27 protein-coding genes are annotated in these 16,769 nt (G+C 30.0%); 26 read left to right on the top strand and 1 reads right to left on the bottom strand.

Annotated features, from left to right (window positions below; genetic code table 11):
- Window positions 1-3: 3 nt before the first annotated feature.
- The 23 genes from rpsC to DB318_RS01885 all read left to right on the top strand — a co-directional run bounded on the left by rpsC (window position 4) and on the right by DB318_RS01885 (window position 12,689).
- The gene (rpsC, locus tag DB318_RS01995) at window positions 4-879 is read left to right on the top strand and encodes a 30S ribosomal protein S3 (protein WP_151073551.1); all 876 of its coding nucleotides are present in this window, start codon (window positions 4-6) and stop codon (window positions 877-879) included.
- 4 nt (window positions 880-883) lie between these two features.
- On the top strand, window positions 884-1,300 hold the full coding sequence (gene rplP, locus DB318_RS01990; protein ID WP_151060132.1) for a 50S ribosomal protein L16: 417 nt from the start codon (window positions 884-886) through the stop codon (window positions 1,298-1,300).
- 2 nt (window positions 1,301-1,302) lie between these two features.
- Window positions 1,303-1,503 carry a 50S ribosomal protein L29 gene (gene rpmC, locus DB318_RS01985; RefSeq protein ID WP_014023713.1) on the top strand — a complete coding sequence of 67 codons (201 nt, stop codon included), beginning with the start codon at window positions 1,303-1,305 and terminating at the stop codon, window positions 1,501-1,503.
- A 2-nt stretch (window positions 1,504-1,505) separates the two neighbouring features.
- Window positions 1,506-1,760: a 30S ribosomal protein S17 gene (rpsQ, locus tag DB318_RS01980; RefSeq protein WP_002557078.1), complete on the top strand. Its 255-nt coding sequence runs from the start codon at window positions 1,506-1,508 to the stop codon at window positions 1,758-1,760.
- A gap of 27 nt (window positions 1,761-1,787) precedes the next feature.
- On the top strand, window positions 1,788-2,156 hold the full coding sequence (gene rplN, locus DB318_RS01975; RefSeq protein WP_151060133.1) for a 50S ribosomal protein L14: 369 nt from the start codon (window positions 1,788-1,790) through the stop codon (window positions 2,154-2,156).
- A 15-nt stretch (window positions 2,157-2,171) separates the two neighbouring features.
- Entirely contained in the window at window positions 2,172-2,477 is a 306-nt protein-coding gene (gene rplX / locus DB318_RS01970) for a 50S ribosomal protein L24 (RefSeq protein ID WP_151073552.1), read from the top strand.
- A 5-nt stretch (window positions 2,478-2,482) separates the two neighbouring features.
- Window positions 2,483-3,031, top strand: a complete 549-nt coding sequence (gene rplE / locus DB318_RS01965; RefSeq protein ID WP_151073553.1) for a 50S ribosomal protein L5 — start codon at window positions 2,483-2,485, stop codon at window positions 3,029-3,031.
- Window positions 3,032-3,047: 16 nt separating this feature from the next.
- The gene (locus tag DB318_RS01960) at window positions 3,048-3,233 is read left to right on the top strand and encodes a type Z 30S ribosomal protein S14 (protein ID WP_151060136.1); all 186 of its coding nucleotides are present in this window, start codon (window positions 3,048-3,050) and stop codon (window positions 3,231-3,233) included.
- 9 nt (window positions 3,234-3,242) lie between these two features.
- A complete protein-coding gene (gene rpsH / locus DB318_RS01955; RefSeq protein ID WP_151060137.1) occupies window positions 3,243-3,641 on the top strand; it encodes a 30S ribosomal protein S8 in 399 nt (132 codons plus the stop codon).
- A 17-nt stretch (window positions 3,642-3,658) separates the two neighbouring features.
- Window positions 3,659-4,201 (top strand): 50S ribosomal protein L6, encoded by a 543-nt coding sequence (gene rplF / locus DB318_RS01950; RefSeq protein ID WP_151060138.1) that lies wholly within the window; start codon window positions 3,659-3,661, stop codon window positions 4,199-4,201.
- Window positions 4,202-4,219: 18 nt separating this feature from the next.
- Window positions 4,220-4,579: a 50S ribosomal protein L18 gene (gene rplR / locus DB318_RS01945; RefSeq protein WP_151073554.1), complete on the top strand. Its 360-nt coding sequence runs from the start codon at window positions 4,220-4,222 to the stop codon at window positions 4,577-4,579.
- Between the two features lie 12 nt (window positions 4,580-4,591).
- Window positions 4,592-5,089: a 30S ribosomal protein S5 gene (gene rpsE / locus DB318_RS01940; RefSeq protein WP_151074183.1), complete on the top strand. Its 498-nt coding sequence runs from the start codon at window positions 4,592-4,594 to the stop codon at window positions 5,087-5,089.
- A 3-nt stretch (window positions 5,090-5,092) separates the two neighbouring features.
- Window positions 5,093-5,404, top strand: a complete 312-nt coding sequence (rpmD, locus tag DB318_RS01935; protein WP_151060141.1) for a 50S ribosomal protein L30 — start codon at window positions 5,093-5,095, stop codon at window positions 5,402-5,404.
- Window positions 5,397-5,834: a 50S ribosomal protein L15 gene (gene rplO, locus DB318_RS01930; protein WP_151073556.1), complete on the top strand. Its 438-nt coding sequence runs from the start codon at window positions 5,397-5,399 to the stop codon at window positions 5,832-5,834. The genes rpmD and rplO overlap by 8 nt, the downstream gene beginning before the upstream one ends.
- Window positions 5,835-5,846: 12 nt before the next feature.
- Window positions 5,847-7,151 (top strand): preprotein translocase subunit SecY, encoded by a 1,305-nt coding sequence (secY, locus tag DB318_RS01925; RefSeq protein WP_151060143.1) that lies wholly within the window; start codon window positions 5,847-5,849, stop codon window positions 7,149-7,151.
- A 12-nt stretch (window positions 7,152-7,163) separates the two neighbouring features.
- A complete protein-coding gene (gene rpmJ / locus DB318_RS01920; RefSeq protein ID WP_151060144.1) occupies window positions 7,164-7,277 on the top strand; it encodes a 50S ribosomal protein L36 in 114 nt (37 codons plus the stop codon).
- 17 nt (window positions 7,278-7,294) lie between these two features.
- A complete protein-coding gene (gene rpsM, locus DB318_RS01915) occupies window positions 7,295-7,672 on the top strand; it encodes a 30S ribosomal protein S13 (RefSeq protein ID WP_151060145.1) in 378 nt (125 codons plus the stop codon).
- 27 nt (window positions 7,673-7,699) lie between these two features.
- A complete protein-coding gene (gene rpsK, locus DB318_RS01910; RefSeq protein WP_151060146.1) occupies window positions 7,700-8,092 on the top strand; it encodes a 30S ribosomal protein S11 in 393 nt (130 codons plus the stop codon).
- Between the two features lie 15 nt (window positions 8,093-8,107).
- Window positions 8,108-9,142 carry a DNA-directed RNA polymerase subunit alpha gene (locus DB318_RS01905; protein ID WP_151073715.1) on the top strand — a complete coding sequence of 345 codons (1,035 nt, stop codon included), beginning with the start codon at window positions 8,108-8,110 and terminating at the stop codon, window positions 9,140-9,142.
- 21 nt (window positions 9,143-9,163) lie between these two features.
- The gene (gene rplQ / locus DB318_RS01900) at window positions 9,164-9,535 is read left to right on the top strand and encodes a 50S ribosomal protein L17 (protein ID WP_151073558.1); all 372 of its coding nucleotides are present in this window, start codon (window positions 9,164-9,166) and stop codon (window positions 9,533-9,535) included.
- A gap of 71 nt (window positions 9,536-9,606) precedes the next feature.
- Complete coding sequence (rny, locus tag DB318_RS01895) at window positions 9,607-11,139, top strand: ribonuclease Y (RefSeq protein ID WP_151074182.1); 1,533 nt, start codon at window positions 9,607-9,609, stop codon at window positions 11,137-11,139.
- Window positions 11,129-11,917: a TIGR00282 family metallophosphoesterase gene (locus tag DB318_RS01890; RefSeq protein WP_151073560.1), complete on the top strand. Its 789-nt coding sequence runs from the start codon at window positions 11,129-11,131 to the stop codon at window positions 11,915-11,917. The genes rny and DB318_RS01890 overlap by 11 nt, the downstream gene beginning before the upstream one ends.
- On the top strand, window positions 11,898-12,689 hold the full coding sequence (locus tag DB318_RS01885) for a TlyA family RNA methyltransferase (RefSeq protein ID WP_151074181.1): 792 nt from the start codon (window positions 11,898-11,900) through the stop codon (window positions 12,687-12,689). The genes DB318_RS01890 and DB318_RS01885 overlap by 20 nt, the downstream gene beginning before the upstream one ends.
- Here DB318_RS01885 and DB318_RS01880 read toward each other — a convergent pair.
- Entirely contained in the window at window positions 12,686-13,432 is a 747-nt protein-coding gene (locus tag DB318_RS01880; RefSeq protein ID WP_151074180.1) for a GerMN domain-containing protein, read from the bottom strand. The genes DB318_RS01885 and DB318_RS01880 overlap by 4 nt on opposite strands.
- An 86-nt stretch (window positions 13,433-13,518) precedes the next feature.
- Between DB318_RS01880 and der the strand changes: the two genes are divergently transcribed.
- Genes der through DB318_RS01865 form a run of 3 tightly spaced genes read left to right on the top strand, consistent with a single transcriptional unit; the run spans window position 13,519 to window position 16,762 of the window.
- Window positions 13,519-14,823: a ribosome biogenesis GTPase Der gene (der, locus tag DB318_RS01875; protein ID WP_151074179.1), complete on the top strand. Its 1,305-nt coding sequence runs from the start codon at window positions 13,519-13,521 to the stop codon at window positions 14,821-14,823.
- On the top strand, window positions 14,820-16,079 hold the full coding sequence (locus DB318_RS01870; RefSeq protein WP_151074178.1) for a hypothetical protein: 1,260 nt from the start codon (window positions 14,820-14,822) through the stop codon (window positions 16,077-16,079). The genes der and DB318_RS01870 overlap by 4 nt, the downstream gene beginning before the upstream one ends.
- Entirely contained in the window at window positions 16,076-16,762 is a 687-nt protein-coding gene (locus DB318_RS01865; protein WP_151074177.1) for an HAD family hydrolase, read from the top strand. The genes DB318_RS01870 and DB318_RS01865 overlap by 4 nt, the downstream gene beginning before the upstream one ends.
- The last annotated feature ends 7 nt before the right edge of the window (window positions 16,763-16,769 follow it).

Here is a 16,769-nt window from a genome sequence, read left to right as displayed (position 1 = left end):
GTTATGGGCCAAAAAGTACATCCATATAGCTTAAGAGTAAAAATTAATAAGGATTGGAAATCAAAATGGTATTTTGATAAAAAATTGTATTCTACAATTCTTCATGAAGACTTTTTAATAAGACTGGAAATTATGAAGTTTCTTAAGGGAATTAAATTTGATATTTCTGATATAGAAATAATTAGAAATAATCCTCAAAAAGTAACAGTAGTAATTGTTACTCCAAGGCCTGGTTCTGTGATAGGCCTTAAAGGCTCTAATCTTGAGAAGATTGGTCAATTGTTGACTAAAAAAATTTCTAAAAAGATTAGTATTAAGATTAAAGAAGTCAAAAGGCCAGAACTTGATGCTCAAATTATTGCTAATGGGATTGCAAAGCAAGTAGAAAATAGAGTGTCTTATAGGAAAGTTTTAAAATCATCTCTTTCTACTTCTATGTTAAAAGGTGCTCAAGGATTAAAAATTAAGATTGCTGGGAGACTTGGTGGAGCTGAGATTGCAAGAAGCTTTGAGGTTAAGGAGGGGCGAGTTCCCCTACATACTCTTAGAGCTAATATAGATTATGGATTTTCTGAAGCTCAAACTACTTATGGAATTATTGGAGTTAAGGTTTGGTTATTTAAAGGTGAAGTTTTAGGTAGGCAAACCAATTCTGATGCTGGTCAAGTAATAAATAAAAAACCTTTTAGGGAAAGAGGCGAGGCTGTTAAAAATTTTGATAAAATTTTAAATAATAGAGAGAAGACTAGTGAAAAACAAGCTAGAGTTTTAAATAAAAAAGATGGGTTGTCTAAAGATGAAATAGTTCTTTTAAAGAAATCTACTTCCTCTTTTTCTAAAGAAAAGGTCGATTCTAGTGAGCAGAATATTGGAGGTTAATTAGATGTTAAGTCCAAAAAAGGTTAAATATAGAAAAAAGCAGAGGGGAAGATTGTCTGGAGAGGCTCAGAAGGGCAGTAAAATTTCTTTTGGTGAATATGGTCTTGTTTCCTTGGAAACAAATTTTATTACGGCTCGCCAAATTGAAGCTGCTCGTATTGCGATGACTCGTAAAATAAAAAGAGGTGGGAGAGTTTGGATAAGAATATTTCCCGATATCCCGTATACTAAAAAACCAGCTGAAACTAGAATGGGCAAAGGGAAAGGGGGTGTTGATCATTGGAATGCTCCTGTTAAGCTTGGCACTGTTATGTTTGAAATGGCTGGAGTTGTAGAGGAGCTTGCTCAAGAGGCTATGTCACTTGCTAGTTCTAAACTTCCAGTAAAAACTATGTTTGTTGTAAGACGAGATTTGAGGTAATTATGTTAAAAAATTTTAAGAATTTTACTCTTGAGGATATGAAAGCTAAAAGGCTAGAGTTAAAGAAAGAATATTTGGATTTAAGATTTAAATCTGTTGTTGGTCATGTTGAAAATCCTTTAAAGAAAAGAGAGATTAGGCGTGATATTGCAAGGCTTAATACAATTATTTATGAATATGAATTAGGTATTAGAAAGGTTTAAATATGGCAAGAGAAAATAAAAAAGAATTAATTGGTAAGGTTGTTAGTGACAAGATGTCTAAGACTATAGTAGTAGAAATTGTTCAAAGGAAAATGCATCCAATCTATCATAAGTATTTAAAAGTTAGCAAGAAAGTTAAAGCGCATGATGAAAAAGAGGTTTCAAAGGTTGGCGATAAGGTGAAAATTATTGAAGTTCGGCCTATTAGTAAGGATAAAAGATGGTCTCTTGTTGAGGTTTTAGAAAAATTAAAATAGTCTTTATTTTTCTAAAGGAGGTTGATTATGATTCAGATGCAAACTTATTTAACAATTGCTGATAATACTGGTGGCAAGGTAGCTCAATGTATTAAAGTGCTTGGTGGTAGTAGAAGGCGTTATGCTAAAATTGGCGATATAATAACTATTGTAGTAAAGCAAGCAATTCCTAATTCTTCTGTTAAAAAAGGGGATGTTTGTAAGGCTGTAATTGTTAGAACTTCTAAAGAAGTAAGACGCAAGAACGGAACTTATGTTAGATTTGATGATAATGCTTGTGTGATACTTGATGCTAATTTAAGCCCTAGAGGCAAAAGGGTATTTGGCCCTGTTGCAAGAGAACTTAGGGATGCTAATTTTATGAAGGTAGTATCATTGGCTTCAGAGGTGATATAGCAAAAAGGGGGTTTTGTGAAGACAAAGTTGAAGATAGGTGATAGTGTGAAAATTCTTTCTGGAAAAGATAAGGGAAGAATAGGTAATATTGCTAGTATAAATAGAAAGAAAAATAAAGTTATTGTTGAATCTTGCAATATGGTTAAAAAAGTCGTTAAAGCTAGGACACCCCAAGAAAAAGGTAAAATAATAGATAAGGAGGCCGCTATAGATATTTCAAATGTGATGATATTTATCAAAGGAACTTCTTCAAGATTAGGCATTAGATTTGAAAATAATGAAAAAATAAGATATCTTAAAAAAAATGGACAGAGGATATAGAGTTTATGAATTATGTTCCTGAATTGAAGAAATATTATAAAGACAGTGTTATAAAAGAGCTTGTTAAGGAATTTGAATACAAATCTATAATGCAAGTTCCCAAGCTTGAGAAAATAATAATTTCTGTAGGTGTTGGCGAGGCCGTTAGAAATAAGAAGCTGTTAGATTCTGCGGTTTTAGAGCTTGCTCAGATTACTGGGCAGAAAGCTGTAAAGACAAAAGCAAAAAAGGCAATAGCTGGGTTTAAAATTAGACAAGGGCAAGAAATAGGCGCTAAAGTTACACTTAGGGGCAATGTAATGTATGAATTTTTATATAAGCTTATTCATTTAGCATTGCCAAGGGTTAAGGATTTTAGGGGAATTAATGGAGATGCTTTTGATGGTAATGGAAATTATTCTTTTGGTATAACGGAGCAAATAATATTTTCTGAGATAGATTATGATAAAATAGAGAGAATATCTGGCTTGAATGTCACAATTGTGACAACAGCTTCAAATGATAAAGAAAGCAAAGCTTTACTTTTGAAATTTGGAATGCCATTTAGTAATTAAAGGGATTTATAGGTATATGGCTAAAAAATCAATGATTATTAGGGCTTTAAGAAAGCCTAAATATAAAACAAGGCATAATAATAGATGTAAGTTATGTGGTCGTCCAAGAGGATATTTGAGAGATTTTTGTATGTGTCGAATATGTTTTAGAAAGTATGCGTCTGAAGGATTAATTCCTGGCGTTTCAAAATCAAGTTGGTAAGGGGATTTTATGGCGATTACTCATTCGGTAGGGGACATGCTAACTAAATTGAGAAATGCAAGCAGAGTTAAGCATGGGTCTGTAGATTTAAAGATGTCTAATATGAATAAATCAATATTAAATATTCTTAAAGAAGAGGGCTATATCAAAGATTTTAATTTTTTAGAAAAAGAAGGAATTGCTTTTATTAGGGTTTTATTAAAGTATGACAACAAAAGAAATCCTGTTATAAACAAAATAGATGCCATTTCCACTCCCGGTAGAAAAATTTATTCTTCATATAAGAATATGCCAAGAATAAAGAATGGATATGGGATATTAATCGTATCTTCTTCTCAAGGTATTATTACTGGTAAAGAAGCCAAAGATAAAAAAATAGGTGGCGAGTTGATTTGTTCAGTTTGGTAGTTTAATAGGGGGATAATATGTCGCGTATTGGAAGACTTCCTGTAAAGATTCCGGATACTGTTAGGATTGATGTTAAGGATAATTTGGTAATAGTTGAAGGCGTTAAAGGGAGATTAGTTCAAGATATAAAAGATAGTATTAATGTTAAAGTTGAGAATGGTAGTGTTATTGTTGATCGAGTTTTTAATGATAAAAAGTCGAAAGCTTATCATGGTCTTTATAGAAGTTTGATTTTTAATATGGTAAAAGGAGTAACTGAAGGGTTTTCTAAGTCTCTTACTATAAATGGTATAGGATATAGAGCAGAGCAACAGGGTAATAGTCTTTTTTTAAGCCTTGGCTATTCAACACAGTTTGAATATATTATTCCAGATGGTATTAGTGTAAAGCTTGACGGCAATACTAAAATTTTTATTGAAGGAATAGATAAGTTTAAGGTTGGTCAGGTTGCTGCTGAGATTAGAAGTTTAAAAAAACCAGAGCCATATAAAGGAAAGGGAATTAAGTATGATAATGAAGTTATTAGGAGAAAAGTTGGAAAATCTGGTGTAAAAAAATAAATTTTGGGTTAGGTAGTTATGAAAAAAATAAAAGAAGCAGAACAGAAAAAACTTAGGCGTAAAAAAAGAATAAGGGATAAAATAGGCCGTGGAGTAACTAGCAGGCCAAGAATTACTGTATTTAAATCTAATAGATATTTTTATGCGCAAGTTATAGATGATAGTAAGGGACATACTGTTGCAAGTGTTTCTACTATTGAAAAAAGTCTTAATTTAAGTAAAAATATTGATGATATAAAAAAACTTGGAGAAGTTCTTGCTAAAAGGCTTAAAGAGAAAAATATAAACAATCTTATTTTTGACAGAAATGGTTATAAGTATCATGGACTTATTGCAAGCTTTGCAACTTCTTTGAGAGAGTTTGGTATTAATATTTAAGGGAGTGTATTTATGGTAGATGTTCATGCTCAGAGAAAGCAAATAGAAAAATTAATATCACTCAATAGAGTTACTAAAGTTGTTAAGGGCGGGAGAAGATTTTCTTTTGCTGCTTTTATGGTTGTTGGAGATGGAGAAGGACATGTTGGTTGGGGCTTTGGTAAGGCTAATGATGCTAGCGATGCAATAAAAAAAAGTTTAACAAGTGCTAGGAAAAATTTAAGATTTGTTCCTATTCGAAAAGGGACATTGCCGCATGAGGTTATTGGTTGCTTTAAAAAAGCTAAAGTTTTAATCAAGCCAGCTACTCATGGTACTGGTGTTATTGCAGGAGGTCCTGTTCGTGCTGTAATGGAAGCTTTAGGAGTGCATGATATTTTAAGCAAATCTCTTGGTTCTAATAATTCTATGAATGTAGTAAAGGCAACTTTTAAGGCATTTGATTTGATTTTGGATGCTGAAAAAGTGGCAGATATGCGGGGAAAAACTTTGAAAACTTTATGGGGTTAATATATGATTAAAAGGAAATTAAGATTACAACTAAAGAAGGCCAGGTTTAATGCTTCAAGGTCTAGGGCTAAGAATAAATGTTTTATTAGAAGAATAGAAAAGAATAGGGCAATTATTTCTAAAAGCAATATTAATGTGCAGGTTTTTCTTGTAAGAAGTCTTATTGGAAAATTAAATAAAAAGGTCAAAGTTTTAAAAGCATTGGGTTTAAATAAAATAGGCGACAAAAGGGTTCATTTTTTAAATAAATCTATTAAGGGCATGCTTAACGAGACTATTAATATGATTTTATTAAGTGAGGTAAGAAATGTTTAACCTATTAAAGCCCGAGGGAGCTAGCAAGCGACGTAAAATTGTTGGCAGAGGTCCGGGTTCAGGACTTGGCAAAACTTCTGGAAGAGGGCAAAAGGGTCAAAAAGCAAGAAATACTTCGCCAAGACTTGGATTTGAAGGTGGGCAGACTCCTCTTTATAGAAGATTGCCTAGGAAGGGTTTTTCTAATAATGATTATAAATTGGAATATGCAATTGTTAATCTTGGAGATATAGATAAAAAATTTAAGGATGGACAAGTGGTCAACTATGATACTTTGCTTGAAAATAAACTTATAAGAAAGAAAAATAAAAAAATTAAGATTTTGTCTAATGGCAAGCTTACAAAAAAAGTTTCCTTGGAGGTTTCTAAAATTTCTAAATCGGCCGAAAGCCTTGTGACAAAAATTGGCTGTACTATTAAATTAGTTTAAAGTGGAATAAAAATGAAGGAATTGTTTTTAAGTTTATTTACTGTTAAGGATTTGAGAAATAAGTTTTTGTTTACTTTGTTTATTCTTTTTCTTTTTAGAGTTGGTTCTTACTTGCCGATACCCGGAATAGATTCTGTAGCGCTTAAAAGTTATTTTAAGTCACAATCAGATTTTTCAATTGCTAATTATTTTGATTTTTTTTCAGGCGGAGCTTTTAGTAATTTTTCTATATTTATGCTTAGTATAGGTCCTTACATTTCAGCATCTATTATTGTTCAGCTTCTTGTTTATTCTTTCCCTTCTTTGAAAAAAATGCAAGAAGGTGATGGTGGGAGACAAAAGACTAAAAAATATACAAAATATTTAACAATAGTTGCAGCTGTAGTTCAAGGATATGCAACAAGTCTTTATGCTAAAAGTATTCCGGGCGCTGTTACTATTCCTTTTTACAGATATATATTTATTGCTATTTTAACAGTTACTACAGGGACATTTATTCTTTTATGGTTTGGAGAGCAGATTAATCAAAGAGGTATAGGCAATGGAACATCTTTGATAATTTTTTCCGGTATAGTGGTTAGACTTCAGGCAGCTTTGTTTAACTTATTCCAAAGCATGCAAGATCCTTCTCAAAATGTTAATCCTGTTTTTGTGATACTTGTTATAAGTATATTTATTTTGGTTGTTATCTTAATTATATATGAATATAAAGCTCAAATGCGAATTGCTATTCATTATGCTAGGGCAAATTCTAATAGTACTGTTAGTTCTTATTTGCCAATCAAGTTGAATCCATCGGGTGTTTTACCTGTTATTTTTGCTTCTGTTTTAATTACCTTGCCCTTGCAAATTTTAAGTGGTTTTGCAGAAACTTCTTCTATAGCTAGGCAAATTTTATCTTATTTAAGGCCTAATGGGTTTTATTACACTTTTTTGAATGTAGTTTTGATAATCGGATTTACTTATTTTTATTCTAAGATTCAGTTAAGTCCTAAAGATATAAGTAATAATATTCGTAAGAATGGAGGCACTATTCCCGGAATAAAGTCTGACGAGATGGAAAAATATTTAGATGAAATTATGAATAAGACTTTATTTTCAGGATCTATTTTTTTATCAATTATTGCAATTATTCCATTTTTAGTGCAAAATATTTTTAGATTTCCGCATGATGTTTCTAAAATAATGGGGGGCTCTTCTTTGCTTATTATGATAGGAGTTGCGCTTGATACATTGATTCATATTGATGCCTATTTGAAAACTCAAGGATTTTCTCATAGAAATAAAAAGAATTATGCATTTTTGCAAAAAATTTAGGAGTGTTTGACTATGAAAGTTAGGGCAAGTGTAAAGCCAATTTGTGAAAAATGTAAAGTTATAAAAAGAAAAGGTATATTAAGGATTATTTGTGATAATTTAAAGCACAAGCAAAGGCAAAAGTAAAAATTAGAGGAAATAAGATGGCTAGAATATCGGGAATAGATTTACCAAGTAATAAACAATTAAAAATAGCTCTTACTTCTATTTATGGTATAGGTAGAACGAGAGCCTTGGAAGTTTGCGATAGGGCAAGTATCTCTCCAAGTAAAATTGCTAAAGATTTGGATAATGATGAGGTTAATCGACTTAGGAAGGTAATTGAGAGTGATTATGTTGTAGAAGGAAAACTTAGAAGTGAAGTTGCTATGTCTATTAAAAGACTTATGGATATAGCATGTTATAGGGGTGTTAGGCATAGAAAAGGATTACCTTTGAGAGGACAGAGAACTAAAACGAATGCAAGGACTAGAAAAGGAAAAAGAAAAACTGTAGCTAATAAGAAAATAGCTAGCAAATGAAATAGTTTTTAAGATTTGGAGGGCAAGTTGAGCGCAAAATTATCAACTAATAGTAAAAAAAAAATTAAAAGAAATATCGGAGAAGGAAAAGTTTATATACAAGCTACTTTTAATAATACCATAGTTACTGTGTCTGATATAAAGGGGAATGCTTTAGCTTGGGCAAGTGCTGGTGGGATGGGGTTTAAAGGGGCTAAAAAGTCGACTCCATATGCTGCTCAAATAACAGCAGAATCTGCTTTAAATAAAGTGAGAGATTTTGGGATTAATTATGTTCATGTGTATATAAAAGGTCCAGGTATTGGCAGAGAATCTGCAATAAGAGCTATTGGTTCGATTGGGATGACTGTAAAATCAATTTCAGATATTACCCCTATCCCTCATAATGGGTGCAGGCCGAAAAAAACCAGACGAGTTTAGCTAGAAGGAGTTATGATGTCTGTGGATAAATTTTTAAAAGATTTTACTATACCTGAAAAAATTGAGTTTTTAAAAAGCCAAGATGATGGAGCTTATGGTAAATTTACGATATATCCTTTTGAAAGAGGTTTTGGAGTTACTATAGGTAATACTTTAAGACGTGTGTTACTTTCTTCTATTGAAGGATATGCAATTACTGCTATGAGAGTTCAGTCTAACAATAAAGACTCTTCGTCAAAGGTTGTTTCAAGTGAATTTGATTTGATTCCTGGAGTTTCTGAAGATACTCTTGAAGTCATTGCTAATATTAAAAATATTCATTTGAAACTTGGAGAAGGAGAACAAAGAAAGACAATAAGTTTTAGTGTTAGTGGTAAAGATACTAATGTTTTGAAAGCTTCTCATTTTGAAAGAGATGGAGTTGAAGTTTTTAATAAGGATTTAGTTATAGCTACTTTATCAAGTGATGTGAATTTAGATCTTGAATTTCAAATTAATTATGGTAGAGGATATGTGTCTTCTGAGCAAAATTCCAAGTATTTAGAAGAAGTTAATGTTATTGCCTTAGATTCTATATTTTCGCCTATAGAAAAAGTTTCATATTCTGTAGAAGATACTAGGGTTGGCCAAAGGTCAGATTATGACAAGCTTGTAATGGAAATTTGGACTACAGGTGTGATTTCTGCTAAGGATGCAATAAAAAAGGCCGCATCAATAGTAAGGGAATTTTTATTTCCTCTTGTAGATTTTGAAGATAATATTAATATATCTTTTGAAAAATCAAAATCAGAAAATTCTAACTTACTTGATATGAGTATTGAAAAATTGGATTTATCAGTTAGGTCTTTAAATTGTTTAGTTAAAGAAAATGTTAGAACTTTAGGGGAACTTATTAGTAAAAATGCAGAAGAGCTTTCTAAGGCGAGAAATTTTGGGAAAAAAAGTTTAGAAGAGATAATTGAAAAACTTGGTTCTTATCGATTGTTTTTAGGAATGTCTAAAGAAGATGCTTTATCTGTATTGAGTAAGAATGTTAAAATATCTGAATAAAAGGAGAGCTTAGGTTGTTTCATGAAAACAAAATTGGGTTTTAATAGGTTGAGTAGGAAATCTAGCCATAGGAGAGCGCTTTTAAAAAATATGGTAATTTCTTTTTTAAAACATGAAAAGATTTCTTCTACTAGGGCAAAATTGTTTGAAGTTAAAAGATTTGCTGAAAGATTAATTACAAAGGCGAAGGTTGATACTGTGCATAATAGGCGAGAATTATCAAAATTTATACATGATAAGTATATTTTAAATAAGCTATTTACCAAAATTTCTCCTGTTTTTAGACAAAGAAGTGGTGGGTATACTCGGATTATTAAATTGGGAAAAAGATATGGAGATGCAGCTGAAATGGCTATCCTAGAGTTAGTTGAAAAACCTTTGAAAGTTGAATAATTGATGATTGAGCGCACTGTTTTAAAGATTAAAGTTTAAATTACTTTTAAACAGCATAGGAGTTAAATGATATGATATATATTATTTTTTCTTCTATTTTTGCTGGCTTTATATTAGGATTTTTAGTAAGAGTTTTTTTAGGTAGATTGTCTTTATTGGATTTAGAAAAAAATCTGACAAAAGTAAGGGTAGAATCACAATTAGAGATAGAAAATGAAAGAAGGCAAATTATTGCCAATGCAAAATCTCAAATGCTTAAAGAAAAAAACCAGCAAGATAGGGATATAAGAGATAGGAAAAATGAGATTGTTAATCTAGAAAAAAGATTATTACAAAGAGAAGAAACCTTAGATAAGAGGATATCTGCTCTTGATAAACAGCAGTCCAGAATTGATTTTAAAATTAAAGAATTTGAACAAAAAGAAAAAGCAATAAGGGAAAAAGAGGCTGATCTTGTTAAGAGATTGGAAAATATTTCTGGTCTTACAAGAGAAGATGCAAGAAAAATTGTAATTGAAAAAGTTGAGCATGAGTCTAGAAGAGATGTTCAAGTTATTATTAATAAAAGTGAACAGGAGGCCCAGTTATTAGCAGATAAAGTTGCAAAAGATATTATAGTATCTACTATGCAGCGTATTGTTACAGAGGTAAGTTCGGAGTTTACAGTAGCTTCTGTTGAATTACCCAATGATGAAATGAAAGGCAGGATTATAGGTAAAGAAGGGCGCAATATTAGGGCTCTTGAGACTTTAATAGGAGCCGATATTATTATTGATGATACTCCTGAGGCTGTTGTTATATCTTGTTTTGATCCAATAAGAAAAGAGCTTGCCAAGAGAACCTTAGAAAGACTTGTTACAGATGGTAGAATTCATCCTGCTAGGATTGAGGAAGTTGTATATAATGTTACTAATGAGATAAATAGCATTATTCAAGAAGAAGGTGAAAAAGTAGTTTTTGATCTTAACATCCATGGTCTTGATAAGAGACTTATTAGAGGGTTGGGAAGGCTTTATTTTAGAAGTAGTTATGGTCAAAATGTTTTAAGCCATTCTAAAGAAACGGCTATAATAGGAGAAATTTTAGCTAAAGAGATGAAATTAGACCCTATTGTAGTAAAAAGAGCCTGTCTTTTGCATGATATTGGAAAAGGAATGGAAAGTATTTCTGAAAATAGCGAAGGACATGCCATTACTGGCGCCGAACTTGCTCAAAGTTGCGGCGAAAGTGAAATTGTTGTTAATGCTATTGCTGCTCATCATAACGAAGTAAAACCCGAGAGTCTTGAAGCTATTGTTGTTCAAATAGCAGACGCTATTTCGGCATCTCGTCCTGGAGCAAGGCGGGAAAGTTTAAATAACTATATAAATAGACTTAAAAGACTTGAAGATATTGCTTATAGTTTTGAAGGTGTTCAAAAATGTTATGCTATTCAAGCTGGTCGCGAGGTTAGGATTATTGTTGACAATGCTTTAGTTAATGATGAAAAATCAATTTTGCTTGCAAGAGGCATTGCTAAGAAAATAGAAGCTGAAATGAGGTATCCTGGAAAAATTAAAGTTACAATTATTCGTGAAACCAGAGTTATTGAATATGCCAGATAGTACTATTAAAACCTTAATAATTGGGGATATAATAGGCGAGAGTGGATTAAAAAAGGTTTTTTTTAATCTTAAAAATATTAAGAACAAGTATAGAATAGATTTGGTAATTGCTAATGGAGAAAATTCTTCAAATGGTTTTGGAATAACTCCAGAAATAGCAAATAATCTTTTTAGATCGGGCGTTAATGTTATTACTACTGGTAATCATGTATATTCTAATTACAAAATAAATGATTACTTAAATAAGCAGACGTATATCTTAAGGCCAAATAATTTTTCAGATTTGTTAGATGGGCATGGTTATTGTTTTTTGACTATTAGAGATGAAAGGGTTGCTGTGGTTAATGTTCAAGGGGTTTTAAATATGAATTTTATTGTCAAGAATCCTTTTGATAACACAAAAAAATTGGTTAATATGCTAAGCAATAAGGTTAGAACTATTTTTGTAGATTTTCATGCTGAGAGTAATTATGAAAAAGAAAGTTTTGGATATTTTTTAAATGGACTTGTAACAGGCATAGTTGGTACTCATACTCATGTTATGACTAAGGATGAAAGGATATTGTCAAAAGGGACAGCCTATATTAGTGATGTTGGAATGACAGGTGGATTAAATTCTGTAATAGGATTTAATCCTGATATTTCTCTTAAAGGTTTGCTTGAATATACTTCTTTAAGAGCTGAAGTTGTAGAAGATGATATAATTTTACAGGGAGTTATTATTACTTCTAGTTTAAAGACAGGCCGTGCTTTAAAAATTGAAAGGATTCAGAAATAATTTATTAAATATACTTTGTAAAAGGTATCCAGAAAAAACACGAGAAGAATTAATAGTTTTGATTTTAACAGGGAATGTATATGTAAATTCTCATAAAGAAAAAAATCCTAAAATGTTAATAAACAAAACAAGTAAAATAGATTTAGTTGAGAATACTTTTCAAGTATTTGTATCAAGGGGGGGGTATAAGCTTTTAGAAGCTCTTGAGGATTTTAAGATCGAAGTTAAAAATAAGATTTGTGTTGATGTTGGTTCTTCAACAGGTGGTTTTACTGATTGCCTATTGCAGTGTGGTGCTAATTTTGTTTATTCAATTGATGTAGGCATTAATCAACTTTCTTATAAATTGAGAATTGATCCAAGAGTTAGAGTTTTAGAGAGAACTAATATTTTTGATGTTATAGAATTTGAAATTGTGCCTAATTTTGCCGTTGTAGATGTTTCTTTTAGATCATCAATAAGCATATGTGTAAATTTAATAAATAAACTTTCTGATAATTTTATTATAGTTTTGATCAAGCCTCAGTTTGAGCTTAAAGGTTTAAATTTAGATATAAAAAATTTTAATGGTGTTGTGAATGGCAAGTATTTAAAGATGATTTTGCAAAGTGTAATTGAAAAGTTCTATAAAAATAAATTACAAGTTAAAAATATATTAAAGCTAAAAACCAAAGGTAAAAAAGGCAATCAAGAATTTATGTTTTTAGTTGTTAGGTCAAGTGTTTTAGATATTGCAAGTTCTATGCAATTGATTAATAACATTGAATTTTAATATTTGTCTAAAATCTTTTTATTTAATATTCCTGAGAAGTTTAAGTTTAATTCCTCAAGTATTATTGGATTATTTTCTATTGTTAAAATTATTCCAGAAATTCCTTTAATTTCAATACATGTTAAGGTTATTTGAGCGATTTGATTAATTATTCCCTCAATTCCGAAACTATTTTCATAAAATTCTTTAGACAAGTTTATTTTGGCAATTCCTTCGCTTAGGCTTAAGCTTAACAGCTTAGTTTTTATAGGGATTAAACTTAAAAAATTATTTTTTAGCTCGTATTCATTTGGCCCTTTGATTAAAGATTTTAGCGTTTCTTCAAGAATATTTTTGTCGTAATATATAGCTCGTTTTACAGTTTGTCTTAAAAAATAGCCTTCTGGAGTGACTTTTATAAAATAAAGTTTAATAAATTTTTTGTTTTTAAGGTTATTATTTCTTTGATTTTGATTGAGTTCTTCTTCAAGTTTTTTTATTTCTGGTGGCTGGATTAAAAAATTTTCATTTTTAAGCATTTTTATATTTGTATTTTTATTGGTGTCTTTTACAGCTTCAATTAATTGATTGTTTGGTGTTTGGCTTGATTCAAACAAATTGTTATCGTAGTTTTTCTCCTTAAAAATGTGCATAATCAGTGGATTTTTAGTTATTAATACTGCGCTAATTATTGTTAAAATAATAGCAACTAAAATTAAAAGTGTGTCTGATTTGGTTGAGCTTGAGCTTTTTTTTCTTTTCAATATAAACACTCATTTGCAATTGGCATAAATACTAATATTTGATATTATAATGGAAATATCGGAATAAATAAAGAGGTGTATTTGCTTTGCTTAGTTATAAAAAGGTTCTTATTATTGGTAGACCAAATGTCGGGAAATCTGCTTTATTTAATCGAATTTTAGATTCAAAAAGAAGTATCACTGAGAATACTTACGGTGTTACTAGAGATTTAGTTGAAGAGGTTTGTAAGGTTGGTTCTTTTAATTTTAAATTAATTGATACTGGTGGATTTACGATTTTAAAAGATGAGATTAGTAAAATTGTTGTTCAAAAAGTTTTGAGTTCTTTAGAAAAAGTCGATTTAATTTTATTAGTTTTAGATGTTAATGAAATTTTACTTGAAGATTATCAGATTATTGAAAGACTGAGGAAATATAGTAGTAAGGTAATTTTGGTTTTAAACAAAGTAGACACTAAAGATAAGGAATTTTTAGCTCATGAATTTCATAATTTAGGGTTCAAGCGCTATTTTCTGGTTAGTGCAGTTCATTGTCGAGGCATTACTAAGCTTAGAGATTTTTTAAAATCAGAAGTTGGTGAAGCTAATATTGAAGATGAAGTTAATATTAGGCTTGGAATTATAGGTAAGCCTAATTCAGGCAAATCGACCCTTATTAATTATTTATCTAGAAGTGAAATTTCAATTGTTTCAGATCAACCCGGTACTACTAGAGATTTTATTAAAACTAAGTTAACTAGAAATGGCAAAGTTTTTGAGATTATTGATACAGCTGGGATAAGGCGAAGAGCAAGAGTAAATGAAATTGTTGAATATTATTCTGTTAATAGGGCATTAAAAGTAATCGACATGGTGGATATTGTATTTTTGTTGATTGATGTTAAAGAAGAATTGACCTCTCAGGATAAAAAGATTGCTCATTATATTGCTAAAAAGGGGAAAGGAATTATTATCGTGTTTAGTAAGTGGGATCTTGTGGAGAGAAAATCTAAAGGTTATTTTGAAGCATTAAAGAGTCGTGTGAAATTTTTTTTTCCTGTTTTAAATTTTGCTCCTATATTTAGAATTTCTGTTCATAAAAGGATGGGTATAGACTCTCTTTTTAAAGAGGCTTTTAAGTTAAAAGATCAGCTTGAGCTTAAAACTAGCACTCCAGATTTAAATAAAATGTTAAATTTATGGATCAAAGATTATCATTTAAATATTTCTTATAAAATAAAATATATTACACAAGTTAATACCAATCCTGTAAAGTTTATTCTTTTTACAAATAAAATAAAGAATTTTCCAAATTCTTACTATAATTATTTAGTAAATAATTTGCGTAAAATTGGATATAACAATATTCCAATTTTAGTAGAATTGAGAGAAAAAATAAGAGATTTAAAGTGAAATATATATTTTTTTTATTAATAATTAAGAGTCTAAATCTTTTTGCGCTTGAGAGTTTTTTTTATGATTTTGATATAAGGACTAAGTATTCAAAATATTTTAATTCAAGCTATGTGCAAAAAAAAATAAGTCCGATAAAGCATTTTATTACAGAAAATTATTATATTGAAGTTTCAAGTGAAGTTTCTTCTGGGCATGTTTACTATTCTTTTTTTAATAAAAAAAAGAATGTAGATTATATTTTTCCAGGGTCTTATGTGATTAAAGTAGGTAAAGACGGTATTGAACAGATAAAAATATTTTTCATAAACAGAGGAGATTCTTTTATTAGAATAAAGCCTGCAAAATTTTCTTCTAGTGCTGATTTTTACTTAGTAAATACTTTAATTTATAAAGATGTTAAATTGCCTTTTAAGATTGAAGACATTGCAGTAATTTCGCTTGGCAATATAATAAATTATATTGGTCAGGTTATTGACTTTAGGTACTTTATTCCTGAATATTTTGATATTTATAAAGATATTTCTAATATGGTAATTAGTTTAAGGAAGGCTCTTAAGTCTTTTTCTATTGCTGAGGTTGCTGATGGTGCAATGGATGAGCATGGTAAAATGGTGTATATAGAAACTGGTTTGTTGCAAAAAGATTCTGTAGGATTTAATTGTTCAGGATTTGTTAAATGGGTAGCAGATTCAATTTATAAATCAATGACGGGACGACTTTTAAGAATTGATGATCTTAAGCTTAGACATATTGGTGTTAGAGGCGGTGCTTTTACTAAAAGTCATGAATTTAACAGAGATCCTTTTTTTGGTCTTGATTGGATTCGTAATATTGCTTATAGGATAAATAATATTAATATGGATTTAGATTTATCTAAAATTAAGGAAAATGATGTCAATAATATTAAGTTTTTTGATTATATTGACAATCGTGGCTATAAAATTGAAAATTTAGAGTTTTTATTATATAGTCTAGCTTTAGATGAGCCTGGATATATTTATTTTGGATCTATTAGCACAGATGTTAGTAATTTATCAGGTATGGTGCTTCATAAACATGTTGTTTTGTTTCTTCCATTTCTTGATGAAAATAGGATTTTTAGAGTTTCTGTTAACGAGGTTAATGCTGAAACTTCAATAAAGTCTCTTCAAAAAAGATATCCAAACTCTTATATTCATTTAGTTAGAGTTAAGATTCCTAGAAATTTACCAATAGTACCTATACCTATAAAGGCAAATAATCAATCATCATGATTAAAGCTGTAGTATTTGATTTAGATGGCACCTTATACCCTGAGGTGGATAGAAATAAATTAATGTTTTTTGAATTTTTAACTAATGTAAAGTTTTTTTTAGCTTTTAAACAGATTAGGAAAAAAATACGAATTTTACAAAACAATCAATTTTCGCCTTCAAATCGGGATGAATTGTTTTCTCTTCAGGTTAAAATGCTTTCTCAGCATTTGAATCTTAATGAGAATAGATGTTCTTTTTTATTAAATAAAATATATTACAGTCAGATTTTTAGCGATAAGTTTAAAAAACTCAAGCCATATCTTGGCGTTCAAGATTTAATTTATTGGCTTAAATTTAAGGGAATAAAATTAGGAGTAATGTCAGACTTTCCTATTTTAGGTCGTGTCAAAAATTTATTAGGCATTCAAGACAGTTTTTGGGATATTCTTTATTCCTCAGAAGATACTGGATATTTAAAGCCACATAAAGCGCCTTTTTTAAAAGTTATTGAGGATTTAAATTTAAGTAGTAATAATATTTTGTATGTAGGGAATTCTTATGAATATGACATTTTGGGTGCTAAAAACGTTTCAATGAAAGCAGCTTTTTTTTCAAAAAAGAATATAAATTGCAAAGAGATGGTTGATTTTATTTTTCATAATTATAAAGACTTAAGAGAATATATACGTATGAATATATAGAATATGG

The sequence above is a fragment of the [Borrelia] turdi genome, assembly GCF_008828755.2.
Classification (GTDB): Bacteria; Spirochaetota; Spirochaetia; order Borreliales; family Borreliaceae; genus Borreliella; species Borreliella turdi.
The sequence above is the reverse complement of the archived record's forward strand: the minus strand, read 5'-3'. Positions and strand labels throughout refer to the sequence as shown.

What these genes read in the sequence shown, in the direction of transcription:
- rpsC (WP_151073551.1), top strand. Translation starts at nt 4, where the DNA reads ATGGGCCAAAAAGTACATCCATATAGCTTAAGAGTAAAAATTAATAAG.
- rplP (WP_151060132.1), top strand. Translation starts at nt 884, where the DNA reads ATGTTAAGTCCAAAAAAGGTTAAATATAGAAAAAAGCAGAGGGGAAGA.
- rpmC (WP_014023713.1), top strand. Translation starts at nt 1,303, where the DNA reads ATGTTAAAAAATTTTAAGAATTTTACTCTTGAGGATATGAAAGCTAAA.
- rpsQ (WP_002557078.1), top strand. Translation starts at nt 1,506, where the DNA reads ATGGCAAGAGAAAATAAAAAAGAATTAATTGGTAAGGTTGTTAGTGAC.
- rplN (WP_151060133.1), top strand. Translation starts at nt 1,788, where the DNA reads ATGATTCAGATGCAAACTTATTTAACAATTGCTGATAATACTGGTGGC.
- rplE (WP_151073553.1), top strand. Translation starts at nt 2,483, where the DNA reads ATGAATTATGTTCCTGAATTGAAGAAATATTATAAAGACAGTGTTATA.
- DB318_RS01960 (WP_151060136.1), top strand. Translation starts at nt 3,048, where the DNA reads ATGGCTAAAAAATCAATGATTATTAGGGCTTTAAGAAAGCCTAAATAT.
- rpsH (WP_151060137.1), top strand. Translation starts at nt 3,243, where the DNA reads ATGGCGATTACTCATTCGGTAGGGGACATGCTAACTAAATTGAGAAAT.
- rplF (WP_151060138.1), top strand. Translation starts at nt 3,659, where the DNA reads ATGTCGCGTATTGGAAGACTTCCTGTAAAGATTCCGGATACTGTTAGG.
- rplR (WP_151073554.1), top strand. Translation starts at nt 4,220, where the DNA reads ATGAAAAAAATAAAAGAAGCAGAACAGAAAAAACTTAGGCGTAAAAAA.
- rpsE (WP_151074183.1), top strand. Translation starts at nt 4,592, where the DNA reads ATGGTAGATGTTCATGCTCAGAGAAAGCAAATAGAAAAATTAATATCA.
- rpmD (WP_151060141.1), top strand. Translation starts at nt 5,093, where the DNA reads ATGATTAAAAGGAAATTAAGATTACAACTAAAGAAGGCCAGGTTTAAT.
- rplO (WP_151073556.1), top strand. Translation starts at nt 5,397, where the DNA reads ATGTTTAACCTATTAAAGCCCGAGGGAGCTAGCAAGCGACGTAAAATT.
- secY (WP_151060143.1), top strand. Translation starts at nt 5,847, where the DNA reads ATGAAGGAATTGTTTTTAAGTTTATTTACTGTTAAGGATTTGAGAAAT.
- rpmJ (WP_151060144.1), top strand. Translation starts at nt 7,164, where the DNA reads ATGAAAGTTAGGGCAAGTGTAAAGCCAATTTGTGAAAAATGTAAAGTT.
- rpsM (WP_151060145.1), top strand. Translation starts at nt 7,295, where the DNA reads ATGGCTAGAATATCGGGAATAGATTTACCAAGTAATAAACAATTAAAA.
- DB318_RS01905 (WP_151073715.1), top strand. Translation starts at nt 8,108, where the DNA reads ATGTCTGTGGATAAATTTTTAAAAGATTTTACTATACCTGAAAAAATT.
- rplQ (WP_151073558.1), top strand. Translation starts at nt 9,164, where the DNA reads ATGAAAACAAAATTGGGTTTTAATAGGTTGAGTAGGAAATCTAGCCAT.
- rny (WP_151074182.1), top strand. Translation starts at nt 9,607, where the DNA reads ATGATATATATTATTTTTTCTTCTATTTTTGCTGGCTTTATATTAGGA.
- DB318_RS01890 (WP_151073560.1), top strand. Translation starts at nt 11,129, where the DNA reads ATGCCAGATAGTACTATTAAAACCTTAATAATTGGGGATATAATAGGC.
- DB318_RS01865 (WP_151074177.1), top strand. Translation starts at nt 16,076, where the DNA reads ATGATTAAAGCTGTAGTATTTGATTTAGATGGCACCTTATACCCTGAG.